General features: G+C 73.3%; 12 protein-coding genes. 4 read left to right on the forward strand and 8 right to left on the reverse strand.

Annotated elements, in window-relative coordinates; genetic code table 11:
- Positions 1-18 precede the first annotated feature (18 nt).
- The 4 genes from KF941_RS00090 to KF941_RS00105 all read right to left on the reverse strand — a co-directional run bounded on the left by KF941_RS00090 (position 19) and on the right by KF941_RS00105 (position 9,282).
- Positions 19-1,968, reverse strand: coding sequence for a caspase family protein (locus tag KF941_RS00090; RefSeq protein WP_214272233.1), 1,950 nt, complete (start codon positions 1,966-1,968; stop codon positions 19-21).
- Entirely contained in the window at positions 1,937-6,856 is a 4,920-nt protein-coding gene (locus KF941_RS00095; RefSeq protein WP_214272234.1) for a filamentous hemagglutinin N-terminal domain-containing protein, read from the reverse strand. The genes KF941_RS00090 and KF941_RS00095 overlap by 32 nt, the downstream gene beginning before the upstream one ends.
- Positions 6,857-6,887: 31 nt before the next feature.
- Positions 6,888-8,657 carry a ShlB/FhaC/HecB family hemolysin secretion/activation protein gene (locus KF941_RS00100; protein ID WP_214272235.1) on the reverse strand — a complete coding sequence of 590 codons (1,770 nt, stop codon included), beginning with the start codon at positions 8,655-8,657 and terminating at the stop codon, positions 6,888-6,890.
- 112 nt (positions 8,658-8,769) lie between these two features.
- Entirely contained in the window at positions 8,770-9,282 is a 513-nt protein-coding gene (locus KF941_RS00105) for an OmpA family protein (RefSeq protein ID WP_166435530.1), read from the reverse strand.
- A gap of 187 nt (positions 9,283-9,469) precedes the next feature.
- Between KF941_RS00105 and KF941_RS00110 the strand changes: the two genes are divergently transcribed.
- The 4 genes from KF941_RS00110 to tssI are packed head-to-tail and all read left to right on the forward strand — an operon-like array spanning position 9,470 to position 15,967.
- Positions 9,470-10,225 (forward strand): protein phosphatase 2C domain-containing protein, encoded by a 756-nt coding sequence (locus KF941_RS00110; RefSeq protein WP_214272236.1) that lies wholly within the window; start codon positions 9,470-9,472, stop codon positions 10,223-10,225.
- Position 10,226: 1 nt separating this feature from the next.
- A complete protein-coding gene (locus KF941_RS00115; RefSeq protein ID WP_240540174.1) occupies positions 10,227-11,174 on the forward strand; it encodes a M15 family metallopeptidase in 948 nt (315 codons plus the stop codon).
- Positions 11,150-13,555 carry an ImcF-related family protein gene (locus tag KF941_RS00120; RefSeq protein ID WP_214272237.1) on the forward strand — a complete coding sequence of 802 codons (2,406 nt, stop codon included), beginning with the start codon at positions 11,150-11,152 and terminating at the stop codon, positions 13,553-13,555. Before KF941_RS00115 ends, KF941_RS00120 begins: the two co-directional genes overlap by 25 nt.
- Before the next feature lie 60 nt (positions 13,556-13,615).
- Positions 13,616-15,967, forward strand: coding sequence for a type VI secretion system tip protein VgrG (gene tssI / locus KF941_RS00125; RefSeq protein WP_214272238.1), 2,352 nt, complete (start codon positions 13,616-13,618; stop codon positions 15,965-15,967).
- Here tssI and KF941_RS00130 read toward each other — a convergent pair.
- The 4 genes from KF941_RS00130 to tssK are packed head-to-tail and all read right to left on the reverse strand — an operon-like array spanning position 15,954 to position 22,705.
- A complete protein-coding gene (locus tag KF941_RS00130) occupies positions 15,954-16,445 on the reverse strand; it encodes a TagF domain-containing protein (RefSeq protein ID WP_214272239.1) in 492 nt (163 codons plus the stop codon). The genes tssI and KF941_RS00130 overlap by 14 nt on opposite strands.
- Positions 16,427-19,957, reverse strand: coding sequence for a type VI secretion system membrane subunit TssM (tssM, locus tag KF941_RS00135; protein ID WP_214272240.1), 3,531 nt, complete (start codon positions 19,955-19,957; stop codon positions 16,427-16,429). The genes KF941_RS00130 and tssM overlap by 19 nt, the downstream gene beginning before the upstream one ends.
- Complete coding sequence (icmH, locus tag KF941_RS00140) at positions 19,958-21,361, reverse strand: type IVB secretion system protein IcmH/DotU (RefSeq protein ID WP_214272241.1); 1,404 nt, start codon at positions 21,359-21,361, stop codon at positions 19,958-19,960.
- A 9-nt stretch (positions 21,362-21,370) separates the two neighbouring features.
- The gene (gene tssK / locus KF941_RS00145) at positions 21,371-22,705 is read right to left on the reverse strand and encodes a type VI secretion system baseplate subunit TssK (RefSeq protein ID WP_214272242.1); all 1,335 of its coding nucleotides are present in this window, start codon (positions 22,703-22,705) and stop codon (positions 21,371-21,373) included.
- Between the last annotated feature and the right edge of the window lie 4 nt (positions 22,706-22,709).

Below are 22,709 nucleotides of genomic sequence, written 5' to 3' on the forward strand. Positions count from 1 at the left end.
CCGGCGTGGCGGCCGCGCTCAGCCCGACAGTGCCGCCGCGTCGAAGCCGCCGTTGCGCCACAGTTCCAGCGCCTGGCTCAGCGCCGGGCCGGGCATGCCGTCCGCCGGGCCCTGAAACAGTCCCGCCCGCGCCAGGCGGCGTTGCAGCGCGCTCAGCGTCTCGGGGTTCCAGTTCCCGCCCTGCTCGGCCAGCTCGCGCAGCAGGCCGCCATCGTCGGACGCGACGCCCAGCAGCAGCTGCACCGCCGCGCGCGAGGGGTCGCGGGGGATGCCGCGCCCCTCGTCCAGCAGCACGGCCGCGGCGCGGTGGCCGCGCGGCTCGCCCTCGCGCGCCGCGCGCTCGAACAGCGTCCGGGCGTCGCCGGGATCGCCGAAGCGGCCCTCTTGCGCCAGCACGCCCAGGTTGAAGGTGGCGATCGGCGACCCGGCCTGTGAGGCCTGCTGCATCAGCGTGATGCCGCGCTGCTGGTCCTGGGCGCGGGGGCTGTCCAGAAGCGTCACCGCCAGGTTGATCGCCGCATCGGCGCTGCCGGCGGCGGCCGCCCTTTCGTAAAGCGCCAGCGCGCCGGCCGGGTCAGGGGCCACGCCGTCCCCGGTTTCCTTCAGCAGCGCCAGGCTGACCATGGCCCGCAGGTCGCCGCGCCCGGCCGCGGTTTCGTAAAGCGCCACTGCCTCGGCGCGCAGGCCGGCCGCCGCCGTCGCCCGTGCCAGCAGCGCGACATATTTCGCCTGGCGGGGGTGAAGCCGGCTCGCCTCGTCGCAGGCATGCATCGCCTCGACGGCGTTCTGCGCCAGCAGCTCGTAGGAGACGCCGGGCGTGGTCTCGGTCCCGTCGCGCGGATGGGTCGCCAGCAATTCACAGCGCCGGGCGGGGCCGGGATCGGCCTGCGCCGAAAGCTCGGCCAGCAGCCGCCGGGCCTCGCCGATATGCGGCCCGTCGGGATAGCTGCGGGCATAGCTTTCCAGCAGCGGCTTCAGCCGGCTGCGCCGCGCCAGATCCCACAGCTGCTCGCCCGCCGCGCCCTCGGCCTCGGGCCCCATGCTGCGCCGCGCCTGGCCCGTGCGTGAGGGATCCTGCGCCAGCAGCGCCAGCACCTCGCCGACATGGCTGCCGTTGGGATAGCGCTGCAGGTAAAGCCGCAGCAGCGCCGGATCGGCGGCGCGGACCGAGACCTGGTAGAACAGCGTCTCGGGCGAGGCGGTGGGCGGGCCGTCGGCAAAGCGGAACCGCCGGGTCAGCGCCGAGGCGTCCCAGGGGATCTGCTGCCCGCCGGTCCGCGCCATCACGTCCTTGCGCACCGAGATCATCATCTCGCCGATGTCCTGGGCGGGGGTGTGGATATGGCTCAGCAGCGCCTCGGTGAAGGTGCCGTTGCGGCCGGCGCCGTCAAAGGCCACCGCGCCGGGCTGGGTGGCATAGGCGATCAGGAAATCCGCGGGGCTGCCGATCCGGGCCAGTCCGCGGCCGGCGCCGGCAAGCCGCAGCGGATTGTCGCCGCAGGCGTCCAGCAGCACGATCTTGACCCCCGGCGCCCCGGCCATCGCCCCCAGCACCTCATCCAGCGCCACGGTGCGCTCGGTGGCCTGGTCCAGCCGCTCCAGTCGGAAATCCCGCGGCAGCAGATAGTTCCGGTCGGCGACCTGAAAGGCATGGCCGGCATAGTAGAACAGCGCCACCTCGGCGGTCTGCGCCGCCGCGCCGAACTGGCCGATCAGCGCCCGCATCTGCGCCTGGTCGCTGTCCACGCCCAGGATCACCTGGAAGCCCAGGTCGCGCAGCGCCGCGGTCATGTCCTCGGCATCGTTGGCGGGGTTGTCCAGCGCCGGCACGCCGCCATAGGCGGCATTGCCGATCACCAGCGCCACCTTGGGCGCCGCCGCGGCCTCGGCGGCCAGGAACAGTGCCGCGACTAGCGCGGCGAGGATGAGGGCGGGCCTAAAGCCCGACCGCGCGCACCAGGACGGCATCGGCTTTCTCGACCGTGGCAAGGATCAGCCCCTCCTGCCGGGCATGGGCGCGGGCCAGTTCGGGGTCTTCGACCCGCAGCAGCGCGATCTGCTTGACAATCTCGGCCCGCGCGCCGGCGATGGCCTGGCTGGCCTCGCGCAGGGCGTCGCCGCGGATGGCGCGGCGCTCGGTATCGCTGCCGGCCGTGGCCAGCCGGTCCATCGCCCGGCTGCGCGCCGCGCCGATCTCGGCGCTGGCCTGGCGCAGGATGGCCGAGACCGTCTGCATCGAGGGCGGCAGTTCCGCCGAAAGCTGGTCCAGCGCGCTGGAATAGCGGTCCAGCGCCCGCGACAGGCAGGCCAGCATGTCCTCGGCCTGGCCCTCGTGCTGGCTGCAGGCGTCGATCATCTGCGACACCTCGTCCGACAGGGCGGCAAGCCGGGCCAGCCCGTCCTCCTGCACGCCGCCGCCGTCTGTGATCAAGGGCGGATCGGTCGGCAGCGTGACCGGAAGGGGCAGGGGGCCGTCCGTGGGGTTCGGCAGCCCGGTCTCCGGCAGGGTGTTCTGCGCGATGGGCAACCCCCTGGCCGTGCCGGGGCTGAGGATCTGCAAGGTGCCGGGGGCATAGGTGATGGCATAGTTCGCCTCGGCCCCCGCCAGCATCCGCGCGTCCGCGGCGGTGATGCCGTAGGCGCCCGGCGGGCTTGCCGCGGCGGCATCGCTGGCCAGCAGGACGTCGGTGATCGCGTCGCCCTGGGCCAGGGTGCCCGCGATCAGCGCCCAGTCCAGCACCGGCGCGGTGCCGAAGCGGGCCGCGGCGTCGCGGGCGCCGATGGTGATGGCGCGGCGCAAGACCTCCAGCGCGCCCTCGGCATAGGTGATGATGTAATTGCCGGTCGCATCGCCGCCCGCGCCCTCGATCCGGGCGCCGCCGGCACCGATGACATAGGGCGAGCCGGCGACCCAGGCCCCGGCCGCCGCGCCCTCGCTGGCCAGGTCCAGCGCGGCCAGCCGGTCGTCATAGCGCAGGCCCGTCGCGGTGGCGTCCCCGACCAGCAGCCGGCGCTCTTCGCCATAGGTCTTGCTCAGGTCGTTGGCCGAGACGGTCAGCAGCGCGCGGTTGATGGTCAGGCTCGCCGCCGAGGCGATGATGCGATAGCCGGTCCCTTCGGCCGAGGTGACGCTGCCCGCCGTCTGGATGGGATAGGTTCCGGCATTGCGCACGCCCGCCGGCAGGCCGAAGATCCCCGCGACCAGGGGCTGGTCGCCGAACAGGTAGCGGCCCAGCCCATGCACCGTGCCGCCGGGCGTGGGCAGGGCGTCGCCATAGGTCGCGGACAGCGGCGCGAGTTCGGCCCAAAGCACCGGGTCGATGCTGTAGAGCTGCGGATAGGCGCCATTGCCGCCCGGCGCCCAGGTGGTGGTGAAGCTCCAGCCCGTCGCGCGGGCCATGAAGCCCGCCGTGTCCTGCAACTGCGCCGTGGTCAGCCCGCTGCCGCCGGCGGATTGCTGCTGCCCGCTGGCCTGGCGGTCCCAGAACGAGGCGGTGGTGCTGCCGGTGCCCTCGCCCTCGTCATTGGCCCCGACCAGCCCGCCGATGCGCAGCAGGCCCGCCGCGGCCGTGGAACTGATCCGGCCCGCCGCATGGGTCCGCGCGATGCCGCCGGCGTTCGAGCCGACCAGCCCGCCGATGGTCGCGGGCAGGTTGCCGGAATAGGTCACGGGCGCCAGCGCATAGGCATCGGCGATGCTTCCGTCGTTCCACCCCGCCAGCCCGCCCAGGGCCGAGCGCGGGCCGTCCAGCGCCTCGGTGCCGTCCAGCGCGACCTCCAGGCTGCCCGAGGCGCGGGCGCGGGCGATGGTGCCCAGGTTCCAGCCGACCAGCCCGCCCGCCGCCGTCACCGCATTGCCCGAGACGCTGACGGCATTGTCGGCAAAGGCATCGGCGATCTCGCCCTCGTTCGCGCCGGCCAGGCCGCCGATCTCGGCGATGCTGTCGCCCTCGGGCAGGCCGGACAGGACAAGGCCCAGCCCGCCCAGAGCATAGGCGGCGCCGATGGTGCCCTCGTTCACGCCGACCAGCCCGCCGGCCCGGACATAGCCCGCGGTGTCGAGGTCCATGGAAACGTCGCTCCAGGCGTCCGAGATGGCGCCGCTGCTGGTGCCGGCCAGGCCGCCCAGGGCCAGCAGGCGGATGGTCCCGACATCGTCCTGCGACAGGGTGATGCCGCCGCTGGCCGAGGCCCCGGACAGGTCCGCCGCGTTCTCGCCCACCAGCCCGCCGATGATCCAGTTGCCGTTGTCGGTCTGGGAGATCTGCGCGGCGGCGGTGGAATCGGCGATGCTGTCGCCCTCCTGGGTCAGCCCGACCAGCCCGCCGATCCGCGAGGCGGGGGCGAAGCCTTCGCTGTTGTCCTCGGATCCGTCGAAGCCGGAATCGATGCTGCCGGCATAGCGGCTGCCGGTGATCGTCATCCCGCCCAGCGATTGCCCGACAAGGCCGCCGGCCAGGATCACGTCGCCCCAGCCGTCCGCCTCGCCCGCAAGCGCCAGGGCGACGCGGGATTCCGCATCGGCGATGCGGCCGTCGCCGAACAGCCCGGCCAGGCCGCCAAAGCTGGCGCTGCTGACCGAATCCTCGCCCATCTCGGCCGCGATCCGGCCGGCGACCAGCACGTTCTCGATCACGTTGGGCGCGCTGCCCGCCTGCGTCTCGCCGACCAGCCCGCCCGCGACGGGGGCGAAGCTTTGCCGCGCCTCCAGCGCGATGTCCAGCAGGCGCAGGTTCTGGATCGTGGCGCCAGCGATGATGCCGAAAAGCCCGCCCGGCCCCGAGGAGACCACCTGCGCCAGCCCGCTGATCGCATGGCGCCCGCCCGCCGCCGTGGCGCCATCGAGGCTGCCCGAGAAGGGGGTGCCGCGGCTGCCGATGGGCCGGAACCCTTCGCCCAGGTTCCAGCCGGCCGTGCCCGTTGCGGCGATGTCGGCCCCCAGCGCGTAATGCGCCCCGGCATAGCCGGCCGAGCCGATGCCCTGAAGCCCATAGGCATCGGTAATGACATAGCGGCTGGCGGCGGTCCCGGCGCCGCCCGTCGCCCGCAGGAAGCCCGCCGTGTCGGAAAGCGCGAAATCGCGCGCCGCAAAGCCCGGCAGCGTGGCCGCGACCTGCCGCCATTGCGAGGCGCCGTTCAGGCGGAAGCTGTCCACCGAGACGCCCGCCGCCGCCGTGACCAGCGGCGCTTGCAGGTTCAGCACCCCGGCCGGCCCCTGCACCGGCGCGTTCAGCGCGATGCCTTCGCCCGCCGCCAGGTTCAGCGCCGTCGCGCCGCCCCAGCTCAGCGCGCCCAGGGTGGTAAGGCCGGCGCCGGCGGTCAGCGACAGCTGGCCCGGCCCGCTCCAGCTCATCGCCGCATTGACCAGCAGGTCGTTGTCGGCGCGCAGGTCCAGATGGCTGGCCGCGCCGGCGGCAAAGGTCAGGGTCATCGGCGTATCGACGACCAGGTCGCCGGCATCGTCGCCCTCGCCCGCGGTCGAGAGGATATAGTGGCCGGGGTCCAGCAACATGCCATAGATGTCCGTTACCAGCACATGCGTCGGATCGTCGGGGTCAAAGGTCTCCTCGTCGACGATGCGCAGGTTCTGCGGGTCGAACAGCACCGTCCCCGGCCGGCCGCGGGGGGCCGAGACCCGCACGTCGGAACTGCGGATCGCCAGGGCGCCATGGCTCGAGATCTCGGCAAAGCCGCCGTCGCCGCCCATGTCGCCGCCGCGCGCCGACACGCCGCCGGCCAAGCGGGTATGCTCGTCCGACCAGACGATGATCCGCCCGCCATCGGCACGGCCGATGCCGTCGGCCAGCAGCCGCGTGCCGGCGTCCAGCGTGGTGCGGCGCGCCCGCGGCAGGCCGGCCCCGCCGCGATAATCGCCGCCGACGCGGATCAGCCCGCCGCCGCCGGTGCCGCTGGCATCCAGTACCGCGCCCTCCAGCGCGATCTCGGCGCCGGTGACGGTGATACTGCCGCCGCGCTCGGGCCGCGCCGCCGGCCGCGCGGCGCTGACCGGAGGGGCCGCGGCGCGCCGGCCGCCGCTGGCATCGACCCGGCCGGCGATGCGCACCCGGCCGCCGTCGCCGCCGCCCAGCACCACCCGCCCCGAGCGGCCCGAGACGGTGCGCGCCTCGGTCACGCCGGTCAGGTTGATCGCATGGCGCGCGGCATGGCGCGCCGTCGCCGCCTCGATCTCGATCACGCCGCCATCGGCCGAGATGCGGCCGTGCTGCCGGACCAGCGCCATGGCGTCGCCGTCCTCGGCCGGGGGCAGGGCCACCGACAGGAAGTCGTCGCCCGAAAGGTTCAGCACCGCCCGCCGCCCCGCGCCCAGCCCCACCGTGCCCAGCGGCACGCGGATCGTGCCGCTGTTGGCGACCCGCCCGCCCAGCAGTGCGGCATAGCCGCCGGGGATGATGTCGATGCGGCCGCGATTCTCGGCGCTGCCGGGCCGGTCGCCGGAAAAGCGCAGCCGGCCGGCGGTGAAATCCTCGTTCGAGATGTCCAGCGTCGAGCCGACGAAGCCCGCGGTGGCGATGCGCCCCTCGCGCCCGACCAGGATGCCGTTGCGGTTGACGACGAAGACCTGGCCGTTCGCGCCCAGGAAGCCGTCGATCCGGGTCGGGCTGTCGCCGGTCACGCGGTTCAGCAGCGCCGCATCGCGCCCCGGCTGATGCACCCGGACCGAGCCGCCGGCGCCGATGCTGAAGCTGGTCCAGTCGATGATGGCGCGGTCGCTTTGCTGGTCGACCCGCATGGCGCCGGGGTTCGGCGTGGTGACGCTGGCGCTGCCGCCGACCACGTTCGGCCCGCTGGGCAGGGTCTGCGCCGCCAGCGGTCCCGGCACCAGCGCGCTGCACATGAGCAGCGCCGCCCAAAGCCTGCGGCCGGGGCTAGAAGCGATAGGTGCTGACGATCGTGAAACGCGAGGGATCTTCCTGGCCATCGTCCCTGTTCCCTTTGCCGTATTCCAACCTGATGAGCGCCGAGGAATAGCTGGGATCGCGGATCAGCCGCAGATCGACGCCGATGCCGAACGAGCTGGCCTCGATGCGCGCAGCCTCGTCGACGGTGGGATTCTCCAGATGGACCGCGCCCATGGCGGCAAAGACATAGGGGCTGACCACCAGCGGGTGCCCGAAGCCCTGCGCCGGGAAATGCCGCGCCACCTCGCCGCGCAGGAACCAGCCGGAATCGCCCGAAAGGCTGCCCAGGTCAAAGGCCGACAGCCCCTCGGTCGAGGCGATGCCGAATTGCTCGCTCGACAGCAGCGGGTCGCCGAAGGCGCTCTGCGCCTGCCCCGACAGCGCCATGCTCCAGTCCTGGCGAAAGTCGCGGTCGTAGCGGAAGGACAGCTCCAGCTTGCGGAAATCCGCATCCGCGCCGGCCCGCGACAGGGGCTCGGCCGGCGTCGCCTCGGCGGCGCTGCGCGCGCCCAGGGCGTCCAGCCCCACCGACAGGACGGCCGCCATGCGCAGCGCGCTTTGGTCGGAAAGCTGCCAGTTGCCCTCGCCGGTCAGGCGCAGGACGCGGGTGCGGTCCTTGTAGATCCCGAAATCGCCGGCGCCGGTTTCCAGATCCTGCCGGTCGCGTTGCAGGTCCAGCGCCGCCGTGACCGAGATGTTGCGCTTGACCGAGCGCACCACCGGATAGAACAGCCGCAAAGACAGCCGGTCGAAATCCGAGGCCGTGGCCACGTCGCCGCTGTCCGGCCCGGCCTTGGAACTGGCCGCCTCGATCCCGAAGGTCAGCCCGTCGTTGCCCAGCGGAAACACCGCGCCGCCCGCCAGCGTGCGCAATTGCGGCCGGTCGTCCAGATAGCCCCGCTCGCCCAGCTTGGGATGGCCCGAGGCGCGCAGGTAGAACACCTCGCCCCGGCCGAGCTGGTTGTTCAGCTCGACCCCGGCGCTGAGGTTCCACCGCCCCAGCTCGCGCGAGAAGCTGTTGTCCAGCCCGACGAAGCCGGTAATCGTGCGGAATTGCGGGTTCAGGATGATGACTGTGCCGCCGGGCCGGGCGCCGGTGGACAGCGCCGATCCCAGCGCGACGCCGAACATGTCGCCCGCCAGCAGCAGCCGCCGCTCGATGTCGGGCAGGCGCAGGGTGGGGCGGTCGATCAGCGGCGCGGTCACGGCGTCCAGCCGGGCGCGCAGGCCGGGGGGCGCGGCGCTGGTGTCGATCTTCTCGACAAAGCCGTTGACCACGGTCAGGCGCAGCGGGCCGCCATCCTCCAGCGTCTGCGCCGGGATGACCACGCGCGCCAGCACATAGCCGTCGCGCACGAAGCCCGCCTCCAGATCCGAGGCGGCGGCGAAGATCTCGGACACCGCGATCCGCTTGCCGATCAGGCGCTGGCGCAGCGCGGCGATGCGGGTTTCGCTGCCGGGCAGGGCGCCCTCGACCCGGACATCGGCCAGCTGGATCGACAGCCGCTCGGCGCCCTCGGGCGCGGCCAGCCCCGGCGAGCCGCTGAACACCACCGCGCCGGTCAGCCGCTGCATCGGCGGCTGGTAGCTGTCCTGGGTGATCTGGCTTGCGGTCGGGATCCGTGTCTGGCCCTGCGCCGGCCCCGCCAGCAGGGCCGCCGCGGCAAGCGCCGCGATCGGGCCTGCCGGGCGGGCGAAGGGGCGTGGCCGGCGGATGCCGCGTCTTGCAGATGTCACGTTCCTGCCTCCCCCGAACGATGCGGCGGCAGGGATGCCGCCCCGGTTTCGTCAGCCCGTCGAAAGCGTTCTTCTTATCGGTATCCAGCCGCTGCCGGGGCGGCCCGTCGCGTCAACTCAATGCCTGGAACTCGACCCGGCGATTCTCGGCTGCCGCCGGGTCGGCGGGATTGGCCAGGAAGCGCTTGCCCATGCCAAGCGCCTCCAGCCGCGCTGCGGCGATGCCGCAATCCTGGACCAGCCAGCGGCGCACCTCTTCGGCGCGCAGCTTCGAAAGCGTCTCGTTGTAACTGTCCGAGCCCTTGGCGTCGGTATGGCCGACGATGCGGAACAGCGCCACGTCCGACTGCCGCATGGCCCCGCACATCTTTTCCAGCAGCGGGTGCTGGTCGGGCGCGATGCTGGCGGAATCGAAGGCGAAGCGGATGGCGATATTGACCTGAAGCTCGGGCGCGAACTCGCCGAAGACCACGGTGCCGCCCTCTGCCGGCGCCTCGGCCCCTGCCGGCTCGCCGCCCTGGGGGACGGCGATCATGTCCAGCCCGCGCGTCTTCTGGCCCTGGACGGTGGCGCGATACATCTCGCGCTGGGCCTCGAAGCGTTGCAGGATCTGTTCTTCGGTCAAGTCCTGCCCCTGGGCGGAACCGACCAGAAGGCAAATACCGGACAATATGGCCAAGCCGGTCCGCAGCACGGGAATCACCATAAAAAAACTGCATCCCTGAAAGATTATTTTACGCTAAACTAAAGATGTTTTCAATTCTTGCGCGATTGTTCGGGATGAGGCTGCCTTGCCCGCAAAGGATCACCCGGTGAACGGTCCCACCACCCGGCGCGGCCTGTCGGTCAGGGGCGCGGGGCTGACCCATCGCGGCACGGTGCGCGACCAGAACGAGGACGCGATCCTGGTCGATCCCTCGGGCCGGGTCTGGGCGGTGGCCGACGGCATGGGCGGGCACCGGCTGGGCGGCTATGCCGCGGACCGGGTGATCGACGCGCTCGAGACGGTCGCCGACGGCGAAGACCCTGCCGCCGCGCTGGCCGCGCGCTTTGCCGCGGCCGATGCGCTGATCGCGGTGCGCGGCCGCAGCGAGGGCGCGGTGATCGGCGCCACCGCCGTCGCGGCGGTGATCCGGCGCGGGCGGCTGACGCTGGCCTGGGCCGGGGACGCGCGGGCCTATCTGCTGCGCGAGGACCGGCTGGCGCGGCTGACCCGCGACCATTCGCTGGTGCAGGAGCTGGTCGATGCCGGCCGGCTGGCGCCCGAGGCGGCGCGCGACCACCCCCAGGCCAATATCGTCACCCGCGCCGTGGGGGCGGGGGCGGCGCCGGAACTGGCGGCGCTGGACCTGGCGGCGGGGGACCGGCTGCTGCTTTGCTCGGACGGGCTGACGCATGTGCTGGCCGATGCCGCGCTGGCGCAGGCGCTGCGCGAGACCCGGCCCGGCCCGGCGCTGGCCGCCGGCACGCCCGCCGATGCCGCCTGTGCCCGGCTGTTGCAGCAGACGCTGGCGGCGGGGGCGCCGGACAATGTCTCGGTCATCGTGGTCGACATCGGGCCGGGCTGAGATGGGCCGCCGTCCCGCCCCGCCGACCGCCCCGCCCGCGCGCAGCGCGATGCCGGGGCGCGGCCGGGCCCGCGCGCCGCGCCCGGCGGGCAGCCTGGCCGCGCCGATCATCGTGGCGATCGGCGTGGTGATCGGCGCCATCGCCTTTGCGGTCACCACCTGGTTTCTCGACAGCGCCGACCAGGCGACCGAGCTGCGCCTGTCCCGGCAAGAGGCGGAACTGGCCCTGCTGCGCGAGGCGCTGGCCGAGGCGCGGGTGGAACGCCAGGGCCTGCGCGCCGATCTGGCGCAGCTGCGCGACGACCTGAGCCTGGTGGCGAACCGCGCCCCGGTCGCGCCGCCGCTTCAGGCCGCCCCTCCGGCGGACCTGGGCGGCGAGGATTTCGAAAGCCCGCCCCCGACCGAGGCGCTGACCGAGCAGATGCGGCTGGCCAAGTCGCGCTTCAACAAGGGCATCACCCAGCCGCGCAATGCGACCATGCTGGCGATCCTGGGGCCGCCGCGCGACAGCTACAACACCGATTGCCAGCCCGTGACCAACCCCCGGCTGCGGGCGCTGATCGAGACGCGCAAGGTCGGTCCCATCACCGTGACCATGCTGAAGCCCGCGCTCGACAGCCTGGCGCGGGTGCTGGAGCGGCTGGAGCAGAGCGATCCCGACATCCATGCCAAGCTGGGCACCGCCGGCGGGCTTTGCGCGCGGCTGATCCGCGGCTCCACCCGGTCGATCTCGAACCATTCCTGGGGCACGGCCATCGACCTGACGCTGGAGGGGCAGCTCGATCCCTTTGCCGATGGCGCGACGCAGTTCGGCCTGCTGATCCTGGCCGAATATTTCAACGAAGAGGGCTGGTTCTGGGGCGCCGCCTATAACAGCCGCGAGGATTCGATGCATTTCGAGATCGGCGAGGAGACGCTGCGCAAATGGCAGGCCGAGGGGAAGCTCTGAGCGCCGCCGCCGAACGGCTGGCCGGGCCGGTGCTGGCCTATGCCGACCGACTGCCCTGGGTGGCCGAGGACATGGCGGCGCTGGCCGGCCATGCGCGGGTGCTGCTGGACCGCTTCGGGACCGAGGCGCTGCGCGCGGGCCTGCCGCCGCAGGCGGTGGCGGCGGCGCGGGCGGCGCTGGCGCTGCTCTTGCAGGATGCGGGCGCGGCCAATCCGGCGCTGCCGGGCTGGCAGGGCGCGGCGCGCGGCTTTGGCGCCATGGACGGCGCCAGCCTGGCCGAGGCGCTGCGGCGCGGCGGGGCCGAGCTGGACCCGGTGCGCGCGCTGGTGGCCGATTGCCTGGCCCGGACCGAGGCGCGGCGCCAGGCGCTGGACCGCAGCCGGCCCGCCGGCTGGGGCGCCATGCTGGCGGTGCTGGCGGCGGCCTGGCTGCTGGCCGCGCTGGCCTGGGCGCTGTGGGTCGAGACCGGGCAAAGCCGGGCGCTGGACCGGCTGTTCCAGGCCGAGGCTGTGGCGGCGGGCTTGGACCGCGATGCGCCCTTTGCCGACCTGGGCGCGCGGCTCGACCGGCTGCGGCGGGCCGAGGCGCAGGTGGCGGCGGGCATCGCGCGGGTGCGGGTGCGCCCGCTGGGCTGGCTGACTGGCCGCGATGCCGCCCGCCGCGCCACCGCTGCGCTGGCCCAGGGGCGCGCCCGCCACCTGCCGCCGGCCCTGGCCCGCGCCATCGACGCCGCCCTGGCCGGCGAGGGCGAGCCGGCCGCCGCCTATGACACGCTGCGCGCCTGGTCGGTGCTGTCGGGTGCGGCCGACTGGCAACCCGCCTGGCTGGCCGGCTGGGCCGAGGATCGCGCCGGCGCCGATCCCGCCCTGGTCGGCCTTGCCCCGCATCTGCTGGCCCTGCCGCACCGCCCCGACACCCCCATCGCGCCGCCCGATGCCGAACTGCTGGCGCAGGCGCGCGTCCTTGCGGCCGAGACGCCCGAGCCCGAGCGCGCCTTTCTGGAGCTGCGCCGCTCGGCCGAGGCGGCGGCGCTGCCGCCCTGGCACCTCTTGCAGGCGCTGCCCGCGCTGGCGGATATTGCCGAGCGCCGCTCGGGCCTGCCGCTGGACCGGCCGGTGCCGGGGCTCTACACCGCCGCCGGCTGGGACATGGCGCGCGCCCGCGGCGCGGGCCTGGCGGTCGAGGCGGCAAGGCAGGCCGGCGCGGCGCTGTTCGCCGAAGTGCCCGCCCCGCAGAACGACAGCCCCGACCGGGTGATGGCGCTGTTGCAGGGGGCGACCTTGCAGCATTGGCAGGACTGGCTGGGCGACCTGCGACTGCGCTCCTTCGACGACCGGCGGCGGGCGGTGCTGGTCTCGGGGGCGCTGTCGCGGCCGGATTCGCCCCTGGCGGCGCTGATCGCCGAGGTCTGGCGCCAGGCCGGCGGCACCGACCGCAGCCGCCCGCACGCGCTGCAACTGGCCGTCGCCGTCCGCTTCGGCCCCGAGATCCAATATGTCGAAAGCGGCCGCATCGCCCAGATCGCCGCGCTGTTTGCCGAGCTGAACGTGGCCTTGGGGGCGATGGACGCGGATGCGGCGGATGCGCAGCGCCGGCTGCTTGGCGTGCAGGCGCGGGCGCGCACGGTTCGCGCGCTGCGCGACGCGCCGCCGCTGATCGGCCGGCTGGTCGAGGACACGCTGGCCGAAAGCGGCGCGGCCGAGGCCAGCGACCTGACCAACCCCCTGACCCGCGCCTGGCAGGCCGAGGTGCTGCCGCTTTGCGCCCCGGCGCTGGCCGGGCGCTTTCCCTTTGCCCAGGGGCCCGATGCCGATCCGGCCGCGGTCGCCGCCCTGATCGGGCCGGGCGGCGCGATGGACCGTTTCCTGGCCGCGCGCGCCGCCACCCTGCTGGACCGCGAGGCCGATCCCTGGCGCTGGAAGCCCGAGGCGCGCTTTGCCGGGCTCAGCCCCGACAGCGCCGCCTTTCTGCAACGCGCGCTGACGGCGGGGGCGGCGCTGGCGCCGGGGCTGCGCATCTCGGCCGCCGCCCTGGCCGAACGCGGGCGGGCCACGCTGCTGATCGGCGGCGCTGGCGGGCCGGTGGGCGCGGCGGGGGATGCGGTGGCGCTGGACTGGCCGGGCGCCGATCCCGCCGCCGGGATCGAGGTCAGCTTCGCCACGCCCGAGGGCGCGGCCCGGTTGCAGCAGCCCGGCCCCTGGGGGCTGATGCGCCTGCTGGCGCCCCTGCGGCTGCGCGAACGCGACGGCGGCCGGCGCTTCCTGATCGACCTGCGCACCGAAGGCGCGCGGCTGTTTCTGGAAATGGGGTTCGAACGGCCGCTGAACCCGCTTTCCGCCCGGCGCCTGCTGGCGGGGCTTGCCTGCCCGCAGGTGCTGTAATCATTCGCCAATCCGCCCGGCTTGCGTCATACTGGGCCCGGCAATCGGCAGGAGGTCAGCATGTCATCCGCCCGCGAGATCACCGTCGCCATTCCCGCCATAGGCGAGCCCGTCACCTTCGAGCGCATGGAGGGCGAGGAACAGGTCTCGGCCCCCTTCGCCTTCGAGCTGCGCCTGTCGGCCAAGACGCTGGAGGTGAAGGCGGCCGACGTGCTGGGCACCCGCGCCACCATTGCCGTCAAGGGCCCCGAGGACAGCGAGCCGCGGCATTTCGACGGCCATGTCGCCGAGTTCGGCCTGGCCGAGATTCGCGACGATTTCGCCTTCTACCGGCTGCTTCTGCGCCCGGCGCTGTGGTTCGCGAGCCTGGCGACCGACAACCGCATCTTCCAGAACCTCTCGGTGCCCGACATCATCGACGAGGTGCTGCGCGCCTATCCCGACGTGGTGCTGGACAAGCGGCTGGAGGGCAGCTACCCGCCCCGCGACTATTGCGTCCAGTTCGAGGAAAGCGACCTCGACTTCCTCCAGCGGCTGATGGAGGAGGAGGGGATCTTCTATTTCTTCGAGCATTCCCAGGACGGCCATGTCACCGTGCTGGCCGATGCCAATGCGGCGATGAAGCCCGCGCCGGGGGCCGAGGAGATCGCCTATGAGCCCGACAGCCCCAGCGCGCCGCGCGAAGGCGACTACCTGACCGGCTGGGTGCCGCGCGCCTCGGTGCGGATCGGCGGCTTCGCGCAGACCGATTACGATTTCCTGAAACCGTCCTCGGACCTGATGGCGACGGCGAGCCGGCCCGAGGGCCATGCCGGCGACCGGCGCGAGGCTTATCTTTATCCCGGCCGGCACCTGGAGCTGGGGCGCGGCGACCGCCTGGCCGGCATCCGGCTGGAAGAGGCGCAGGCCGCCTTCGAGCGCGTCGCGGCCGAGGGCACCGCCCGGCCGCTGGGGCCGGGGCGCAGCTTCACGCTGGCGGGTTTCCCGCGCGAGGCGGAAAACGACCGCCACCTGGTGCTGTCCGCCCGCTATCGCATGTGGGACGACCAGGTCCGCGCCGGCCAGCGCGCCGGGCAGGAGGGGCGCGATCCGCTGGGCTATCACGTCCGGCTGGTCTGCGCGCCCGCGCGCATCCCCTTTCGCCCCGAGCGCCGCACGCCGCGCCGGCCGATGCGCGGGCCGCAGACCGCCGTGGTGGTCGGCCCGGCGGGGGCCGAGATCTATACCGACGAACATGCGCGGGTGAAGGTGCAGTTCTTCTGGGACCGCAAGGGCCGGCGCGATGCGCATTCCAGCTGCTTCGTCCGCGTCAGCCAGGCCTGGGCCGGGGCGGGCTGGGGCTTCATCCAGATCCCCCGCATCGGGCAGGAGGTGATCGTCGATTTCCTGGACGGCGATGCCGACCGGCCCATCGTCACCGGCCGGGTCTACAATGCCGAGCAGGTGCCGCCCTATGGCCTGCCCGGCAATGCCACGCAATCGGGCTGGAAATCCAACAGCTCGCCCGGCGGCGGCGGCTGGAACGAGCTGCGCTTCGAGGACAAGGCCGGCGCCGAAGAGGTGTATTTCCAGGCGCAGAAGGACCATAACGAGCTGATCAAGAACGACGAGACCCGCCGCATCGGCCATGACTGGATCGAGGATGTCGGCAACGACGCGACCCAGTCCATCGGCAACGACCGGCGCGAAAGCGTGGGCAACGACAAGTTCACCACCATCGGCGCGAACCGCCAGGTCTCGATTGGGGTGGACGATACGGAAAAGGTCGGCGGCCATCGCAGCCTGGACGTGGGCGCGACCGAGACGATCCATGTCGCCGCCAGTTCCACCGAGGCCATCGACGGCGCGCACAGCCAGACCGTGGGCGGCGTGCAGACCGTCACCGTCAAGGCGGCGCGGGTGGACAGCGTGGCCGCGACCGAGACGCGCAATGTCGGCGCGGCGCAGACCAACACCATCGTCGGCGCGCGCGGCGTGACGGTTCTGGCCGGGCAGAATCACGCCATCTCCTCGGATGACGGCTGGAAGGTGGGCGGCAACCGCTCGACCAACGTGGCGGGGAACGAGACCGTCGAGGTCGGCGGCAACCGCAGCCACAAGGCGGGCGGCAACCGGGTCGAGAAGGTCGGCGGCGATTCGTCGCTGGACGTCGCCGGCAAGCGGGCCACCACGGTCGGCGCGGATGAATTGCACAAGGTCGCCGGCAAGATGGGGCTGGACGTGGGCGCGGCGCTGGCCGTCGTGGCGGCGGATTCGATCGCGCTGACCTGCGGCTCGGCCGCCATCGTGCTGAAGAAGGACGGCACCATCACCATCGAGGGCAAGGACATCACGATCAAGGGCTCGGGCAAGATCGACGTGAAGGCCTCGGGCGAGACCTCGGTCAAGGGCTCCAAGGTCAACCTGAACTGAAGATCGCCGCCAGCGCAGGCTCCGGCGCCTGGGGGTCGGCGGCCAGCGCGGCAACCCCCCGCCGCCACAGCAGCAGCGGCGGCGCCTCGGCATTGCCGGCCGGCGCGGGCAGGGCCGCAAGCGCCTGCCACAGCGCATCGGGGTCGGGCGTGGCGGCGGCTTGCAGCGCGGCATCGCACCAGGGCTCCAGCGCCTCGGGTCCGGGCAGGCCGTCGGCCAGCACGAACAGCGCCAGCGGAAAGCGCCGCCCCACCGCATCGGCCGAGGGCAGCACCAGCCCCGCCGCCGCCCGCCCGCCCGAGGCGATGCGCAGCCGCAACCCGCCCGGCGGCCAGCCCTCGCGCCCGGCCAGATGCGCCGCGGCCCAGCGGTCCCAGCGGCGGCGGAACGGTTCGGGCAGGCCGCGGCCGACGAAATCGCCGCGCGCCGGCAGCTTGCCCCAGAAGCCCGCCTGCGCGGTCAGAACGCTTCCGGGCATCGGAAGGCGCCGAACATGCTGAGGTCGAAGGGATTCTCGACCGAGGCCGCGCGCAGCTCGAACCGGGCGGCATAGGGGCCGATGCCCAGCCGCAGGCCAAAGACCTCGGGCAGCGCGGTGGGCGACAGCCCGGCCTTGCGCACCAGCCGCAGCCAGGCCCAGGCGCCGGTTTCGGTGCTGATCGCCTCGCCCGTGCCATCGACGGGGGTGAAGCTCAGCGAGATCAGGTTGGTGCCGTCCTTGCCCGGCCAGGTCATCGGCATCGGCCGGGCGGCGGCGTTGAAATAGACCAGGCTCTGCCCGTCCACGTTCAGCGTCACCCGCGCGGCATTCGGGGTCAGGTCCTTGGGCTCCAGCGTAAAGGCCATGACCGGCCCCGCGCCGCCCGGAAACAGCGCGTCGCGGATGGCGCGGGCCTGTTCGAACGGCGCCAGCGTGCGCGCGTCCAGCCCCAGGTCGGCCCGCCAGCGCCAGGGCCGGGCGCTGCTGTCGACATAGGGCGCCAGCGTCTCGTTGGTGAAGCCGTCGAAGCGGCCGCCGGGGCCGAAAAGCTGCTGGAAGTCGCTGACCGTCACGTCGATGGCGGAATCGGCGACGAAGGGATAGCGCCCGCCCGTCGCCGCGCGGCAGAAAGGCAGCACGTCCGCCCGCCAGCGCGCGTTGAGCTGGGCCAGGATCGCCTCGCGCGTGACGCTGATCGTGTCGCCGGCGATGGCGCCCAGCCAGGCGTTGACCGGGTCGGGCAGGGTGGCCGCGACATTGCGCAGGTCGCCCGTCAGCTGCGGCAGCCCGCCGCGCGACAGCAGCGCCGCCTGCGGATCGGGGCTGGCCTGCACGGTCAAAAGCTCCTTGGACAGCGCACCCAGCGCGGTCTCGGCATCCAGGATCAGCGGCGGCTTGCCGTCCACCTCGGCGACGATGGCCTTGAGCGGGGCGAAATGCCGGGCGATCTCGGCGCCGGGGGGCGGCGGCTCGGGCTCGCCCGGACGGCGGGCGGCGGCGGCGACCTTGGTGCCGATCCGGGCCGCCGCGCCAAGGCCCAGCTTGCCGGCCACCTTCTTCAGCACGCCGGGGTTGATCTCGGGGCTGTCGCCCTGTTCGGGCGGGCGCGCCAGGTCGGTTTCGGCGACGACGGCGTTCAGCAGCCGCTTCAGCGTGCTGTCGGGGCTGGCCAGATCCTTCAGGTTCGCCGTGGCGGTGGCCAGGTCGGGGATCGGCGCCAGCCGCACGTCGCGCAGGAAGCCTTCCCAGGCGTTGATGAAATCGTCCTGGTAAAGCTTCATCATGTCGGCCTGCAGCGAGGCGGCCGATGCATCGGCGCTTTCCGCGCAGCCGCCGGCAAAGACCTTGCGGTCGTTCAGCGCCGCCTCGGCCATGCTGGGCAGCATCGGCAGCACCGTGGCGTGAAAGCCCTGCCAGGTGAAGGCGCCGGGAATGCCCTGGCGCAGGGTCTGGCCCGACAGCCGCGTCAGCACCTGCCCCGCCAGCGGCCCGGCCTTTTCCGCGGGGATCCAGTCGGGCAGGGCGGCGATCTCGGGCTCGGACATCAGCGCGCGATAGCTGCGCAGCGACAAGGGCACGGTGCAGACCGCCTGCAGGGCGGCCTCGACCAGCTGCGGATCGGCCTGGATGCGGCTTTCGTCGCCGCCCAGCCGGTCCAGCGCCGCCAGTTGCCAGGCGCGCGCGGCCTCGGTCGGGAAGGGGGTCTCGGCGGCAAAGCGGGGCAGCACCTCCTGCCACCATTCCACCAGCCAGGCCCGGTCATAGGGGCCCAGCCCGGTCAGCATCTGATAGGCCTTCAGCGCGCCCAGCAGGAAATCCGGGTCGCGGATCTGCCGCCACATCGTCGCTTCCAGAAAGGCCACCATGCGCGGCTCCAGCAGGTTACGCAGCCCGCGTTCGCGGGCCAGCCGGGCCGCGCCCTCGATCTCGGCCGCGGCCGAGGGGCCGATCAGCGCCAAGGGTCCGCCGGGCACCGGCGTCCGCGCCGCCTCGATCTCGGTCATGGCGTCCAGCGCGACGGGCAGGTCCAGCGGCTCGGTCGGGGCCTGGCGCGAGGCGGCGTTGGCGAGCCGCCCCGACAGGTCGGCCAGCAGGCGCTGCTGGTCGGCGACGGCGCCCGACTGGCGCATGGTGTTGAAGAGAAACCCCAGCCCCGCCAGCAGCACCAGCAGCGCCGCCGCCACGGCCGAGCCGCGCCAGATCCATGTCCGGCGCTCTTCGGCGCGCGGATCGAAAAGGCCCAAGCCCGCCTCGCCAAAGATCACCCCGGCCAGCAGGTCGTGCAGGAAGAAGGACCGCCGTTCGCCCATCATGCGATGCGGCATGGGCGCGGGCGCCAGGCCAAAGCCCGCCGCCATCCCGGCCAGCATCCGGTCCAGGGGCGAGCCCTCCTGCGTGGCCGAGGTCAGGTAGAAGCCGCGCAGCCAGGGCGCCTGCTCATAGCGGCTTTCGCCGAAGGCGGTGTCGATCAACAGCCGCAGCGGTGCCTCCAGCCGCTCGAACTCGGCCGGAAAGCGGAAGATCGCGGCGCGCTGCGGCAGGTCGGCATCCTCGGCCAGCCGCGCGTCCAGCCGGCCCTCCAGCACGGCGGCGAGGCTGCGGAACTCGCGGGTGATCGCCTCGGGCTCGGGCAGGGCGTCGACGGGCAGGGTGGCGCCCCAGACCTGCGCCCGCTGGGCCGAGGTCAGCGCGCCGAAGAACGCCTCGAAGCCCGGCAGCCGGTCGGCCTTGGTCAGCATCAGATAGACCGGCAGCTGCATCTCCAGCCGCTCGCCGATCTCGGTCAGGCGCTTGCGGATTTCGCGGGCGTGGCGGCGCAGCGCGTCCTCGGGGCCCAGCAGCTCGTCCAGCGACAGGGCGACGATCACCCCGTTCAGCGCCCGCCGGCCGCGATGCTTCTTGAGCAGGTCGAGGAAGCCGGCCCATTCCGCCGCGTCGCGCTCGGGCTCGCTCGACTGGTCGGTATAGCGGCCGGCGGTGTCGACCAGCACGGCGGTTTCGGTAAAGAACCAGTCGCAGTTGCGGGTGCCGCCGACGCCCTTGAGGTCGTCGTTCAGTGCGATGGGAAAGTTCAGCCCCGATTGGCGCAGCGCCGTGGTCTTGCCGGTGCCGGGCGGGCCGATGATGACATACCAGGGCATCTCGCGCAGGAAGCGCCGCTTGCCCAGGCGTGATCGGGCCAGCGTGGCCAGGATTTCCTGGAACTTGCCGCCGATCTCGGCCGCGGCATCGGGCGCGTCGGGCAGGGGCGGCGGCGCGGCCAGCTCGGTGACGAACATGCGGTTGCGCCGCGCGGCGCGGATCTGGCCCAGCAGCAGGATCAGCAGCCACAGCACCAGGATGGCGCCCAGGCAAAGCGCGCGGACCTCGGCGCTTTCCAGCGGCGCCGCCTCGCCGACCGAGACCAGCGGGCCATAGAACCAGATCGCCGCCGCCAGCAGCGCCAGCCCGACGAAGGTCCAGAAGCCGCGGGACAGGAGGAACCGGAACATGGCCTTGAAGATGCGCATCTATTGCCTCTTTTCGATGCGGATCTCGATCCGGCGGTTCTGGGCGCGGCCGTCGCGGGTGGCGTTGTCGGCCACCGGCTGGCTGTCGGCGCGGCCTTCGGCGCGGATGAGTTCGGCGGGCACGCCGGCCGCCGCCAGCGCCAGCGCCACGGTCTCGGCCCGCGCCTCGGACAGGCCCTGGTTCGAGGCAAAGGGGTTGCTGCGCTGCACCGGCACGTTGTCGGTATGGCCGCTGACCGCGACCGCGCCGATGCGGTGCGCATTGGCGACGACGGTCCTGCCGATGGCCTCGACCAGCGGTTGATAGGCGGGGTTGAGGGCGGCCTTGGCCGAGCGGAACACCTCGGGGTCGCTGGCCTGCACCACCAGCACGACAAGGCCCGAGGTCTCGCGCCCCTTCATCGCCGGGCGCAGGGCGGCGGGCAGCGCGGCCTCGAAGGCGGGCAGCAGCGGGTCGATCACCGTCGCCGGCAGTTCGGGGGCCGGCTCGACGGTCTGGCGGACCGGGCGGAAGATCGCGGCGCGCTCGGCCGGGGGCAGGGCGGCAGCCTGGGTGAACAGGCTTTCCGCCTTGCCCGACAGATGCATGGACAGGCCCGTATGGATCGCCAGGACCAACCCCAGCGCCCCCAGCCACAGCGTCCACAGCGTCCACAGCGGCACGGCGAAACGGCGCGGGGTGTCGGGGGCGATCACCCCGGTGCCATGCGGGGCCAGCGGCATGGCCTCGCGTTCGGGGTCGCGCAGCAGCCGGGCGATCTGGGCGCGCAGCGCCACCAGCGCGCCTTCGCCCGCGCCGCCCTGCACGCGATACTTGCCGCGAAAGCCCAGGCAGAGGCACAGCCAGGCCAGCTCCAACAAGTCGCGTTCGCCGGCCGGGTTGCGCATCAGCGCCTCCAGCCGGTCGAAGAAGCGGGTGCCGGCATCGACCTCGCCGGTCATCTGCGTCACCAGGGGCTGGCGGGGCCAGTCGCTCTGCCCGCCCCAGGGCGTGTTCAGCGCCAGATCGTCCAGCAGGGCGGCGACGAACCAGGCGCCCTGGTCGGCCCGGCTCAGCGGCACGCCGGCGGCGACCGAGGCGTCGCGTCCCTCGACCAGCACCGATTGCAGCCGCGCCCGCAGCGCCTCGGGGCGGGCGGGGGGATTGGCGCGCTCAAGCTCGGGCGCCAGTTCCAGCAGCGTGGCATGGGCGGCGACCAGCGGGTTGGGATGCGCCCGCCCGCGCCGGGCATGGGGCGCGGCCTCGGGCGCGGCGGGATCGGGCGTGGCCTGCCAGGCGGGGCGCGGCGCGGCGGGGACGGGGCCGGGCGAAGCGGGCTGGGATTGCGGCCGGCCCGCGCTCAGCGGGCGGATGCGGGTGCGGCCGGGGTCGCCAAGGCCGAAGGGATCGTTCTGGTCGCCCATCCCCCGCCCCTATCTGCTGACCGCGTAGCAGTCGATTTCGGGCTCGCGGTCCAGCTTGCCCGACACGCCCAGAACGAAGCCCGGCGAGGCTTGCAGCCGCGCCCAATGCTCGGACTTGCGGTCCAACTCCAGGCACAGCCGGTCGCCGTCATAGGGGATCTCGCGCGGCTGCGAATGCAGCGGCCGCAGCGGGATGCCCGGCAGGCGCGAGGTCCAGAGCGCCTCGAACTCATCGGCCGCGCCCACAGTGACCTGGCGGGTGAACAGCTGCATCAAGCCCTCGTCCGACATGTCCGAGCCGATGCGCAGCACGATGCGGCTGTTTTGCAGGATCTCGGGATTGTCGATGCGCACCTTCCAGACGTTCTGGGCGTGGCGCGCCACCGGCAGGGCGCGGGATTTCGGCTCGACATGGCGCAGGGACAGGATCAGCGAGCGCAGCGCATCCGCCAGCGCGGCGAAGGCCGGCTGCGGGTCGGCATGGTCATAGTCCGGCAGCGGCGACAGCCGCCGCGTGGACGAGCCATAGGTCGCCATCCGCCCCGCCAGCTCGGCCAGGTCGGCGAAAAGCTCGGAGGGGTGGGCAAGGTTCTGCGCCAGCAGGTGCTGCAGCCGCGGCCGGGCGGCATTGGCCAGCTCCAGGATCAGCAGGTTCTCGACCGAGCGGCCGGCGCCGCCCAGCACCATGCCGCCCTGCGCCTCGATGATGCGGTCGAGCCCGCCGACCAGTTCCTTGAGCAGCCCGCCATACCAGGGCACGGCGGCCAGCGTCAGCGCGGGGGGCAGCCAGCCCTCGGCCAGCACGACGCGGCCGTCGGCGGCCAGCCCCTCGATCCCGGCCAGCGGCAGGGTGACGGCGCCCTGCACCGGCTCGCCGGGCAGGATCAGCCGGGTCGAAAGCCGGGCGATCTCGACCTCGGCCGGCTCGGCGCCGCCGCGGATCTCGTCGCGCAGGCTGGCCCATTCGCCGCGCCAGCGCGCACCGCCCGGCTCGGCATGGGCGGGATCGACCGCGGCGGTGCCGGGCTGGCGCGGCGCCACGCCCAGCAGGACCGCGCCGGCGGGCGTGGCGCGGCCGACCGTGATCGGCGGCGGCGCCGGGGCCTCGGCCGGGATGCGAAAGGCGGTGCCGTCGGGAAACAGCCCCTCGGCCTCGGCGACGGCGACCTGCCCGGCCTCCAGCGCCGAGGGATCCAGCCGCAGCGCGACAAAGCCCCATGCCTGCCGCGGCCGCGCCCGCAGCAGCGCGCGCAGCTGGGCCGCGGCATGGCGGTCCTGCTGCTGGAAATGCTGCGGGCGCAGGAACAGGCCCTCGGACCAGACGACGCGGCTGCCTTCGGTCATGCGC

It is taken from the genome of Paracoccus sp. pheM1 (assembly GCF_018499825.1).
Classification (GTDB): domain Bacteria; phylum Pseudomonadota; class Alphaproteobacteria; order Rhodobacterales; family Rhodobacteraceae; genus Paracoccus; species Paracoccus versutus.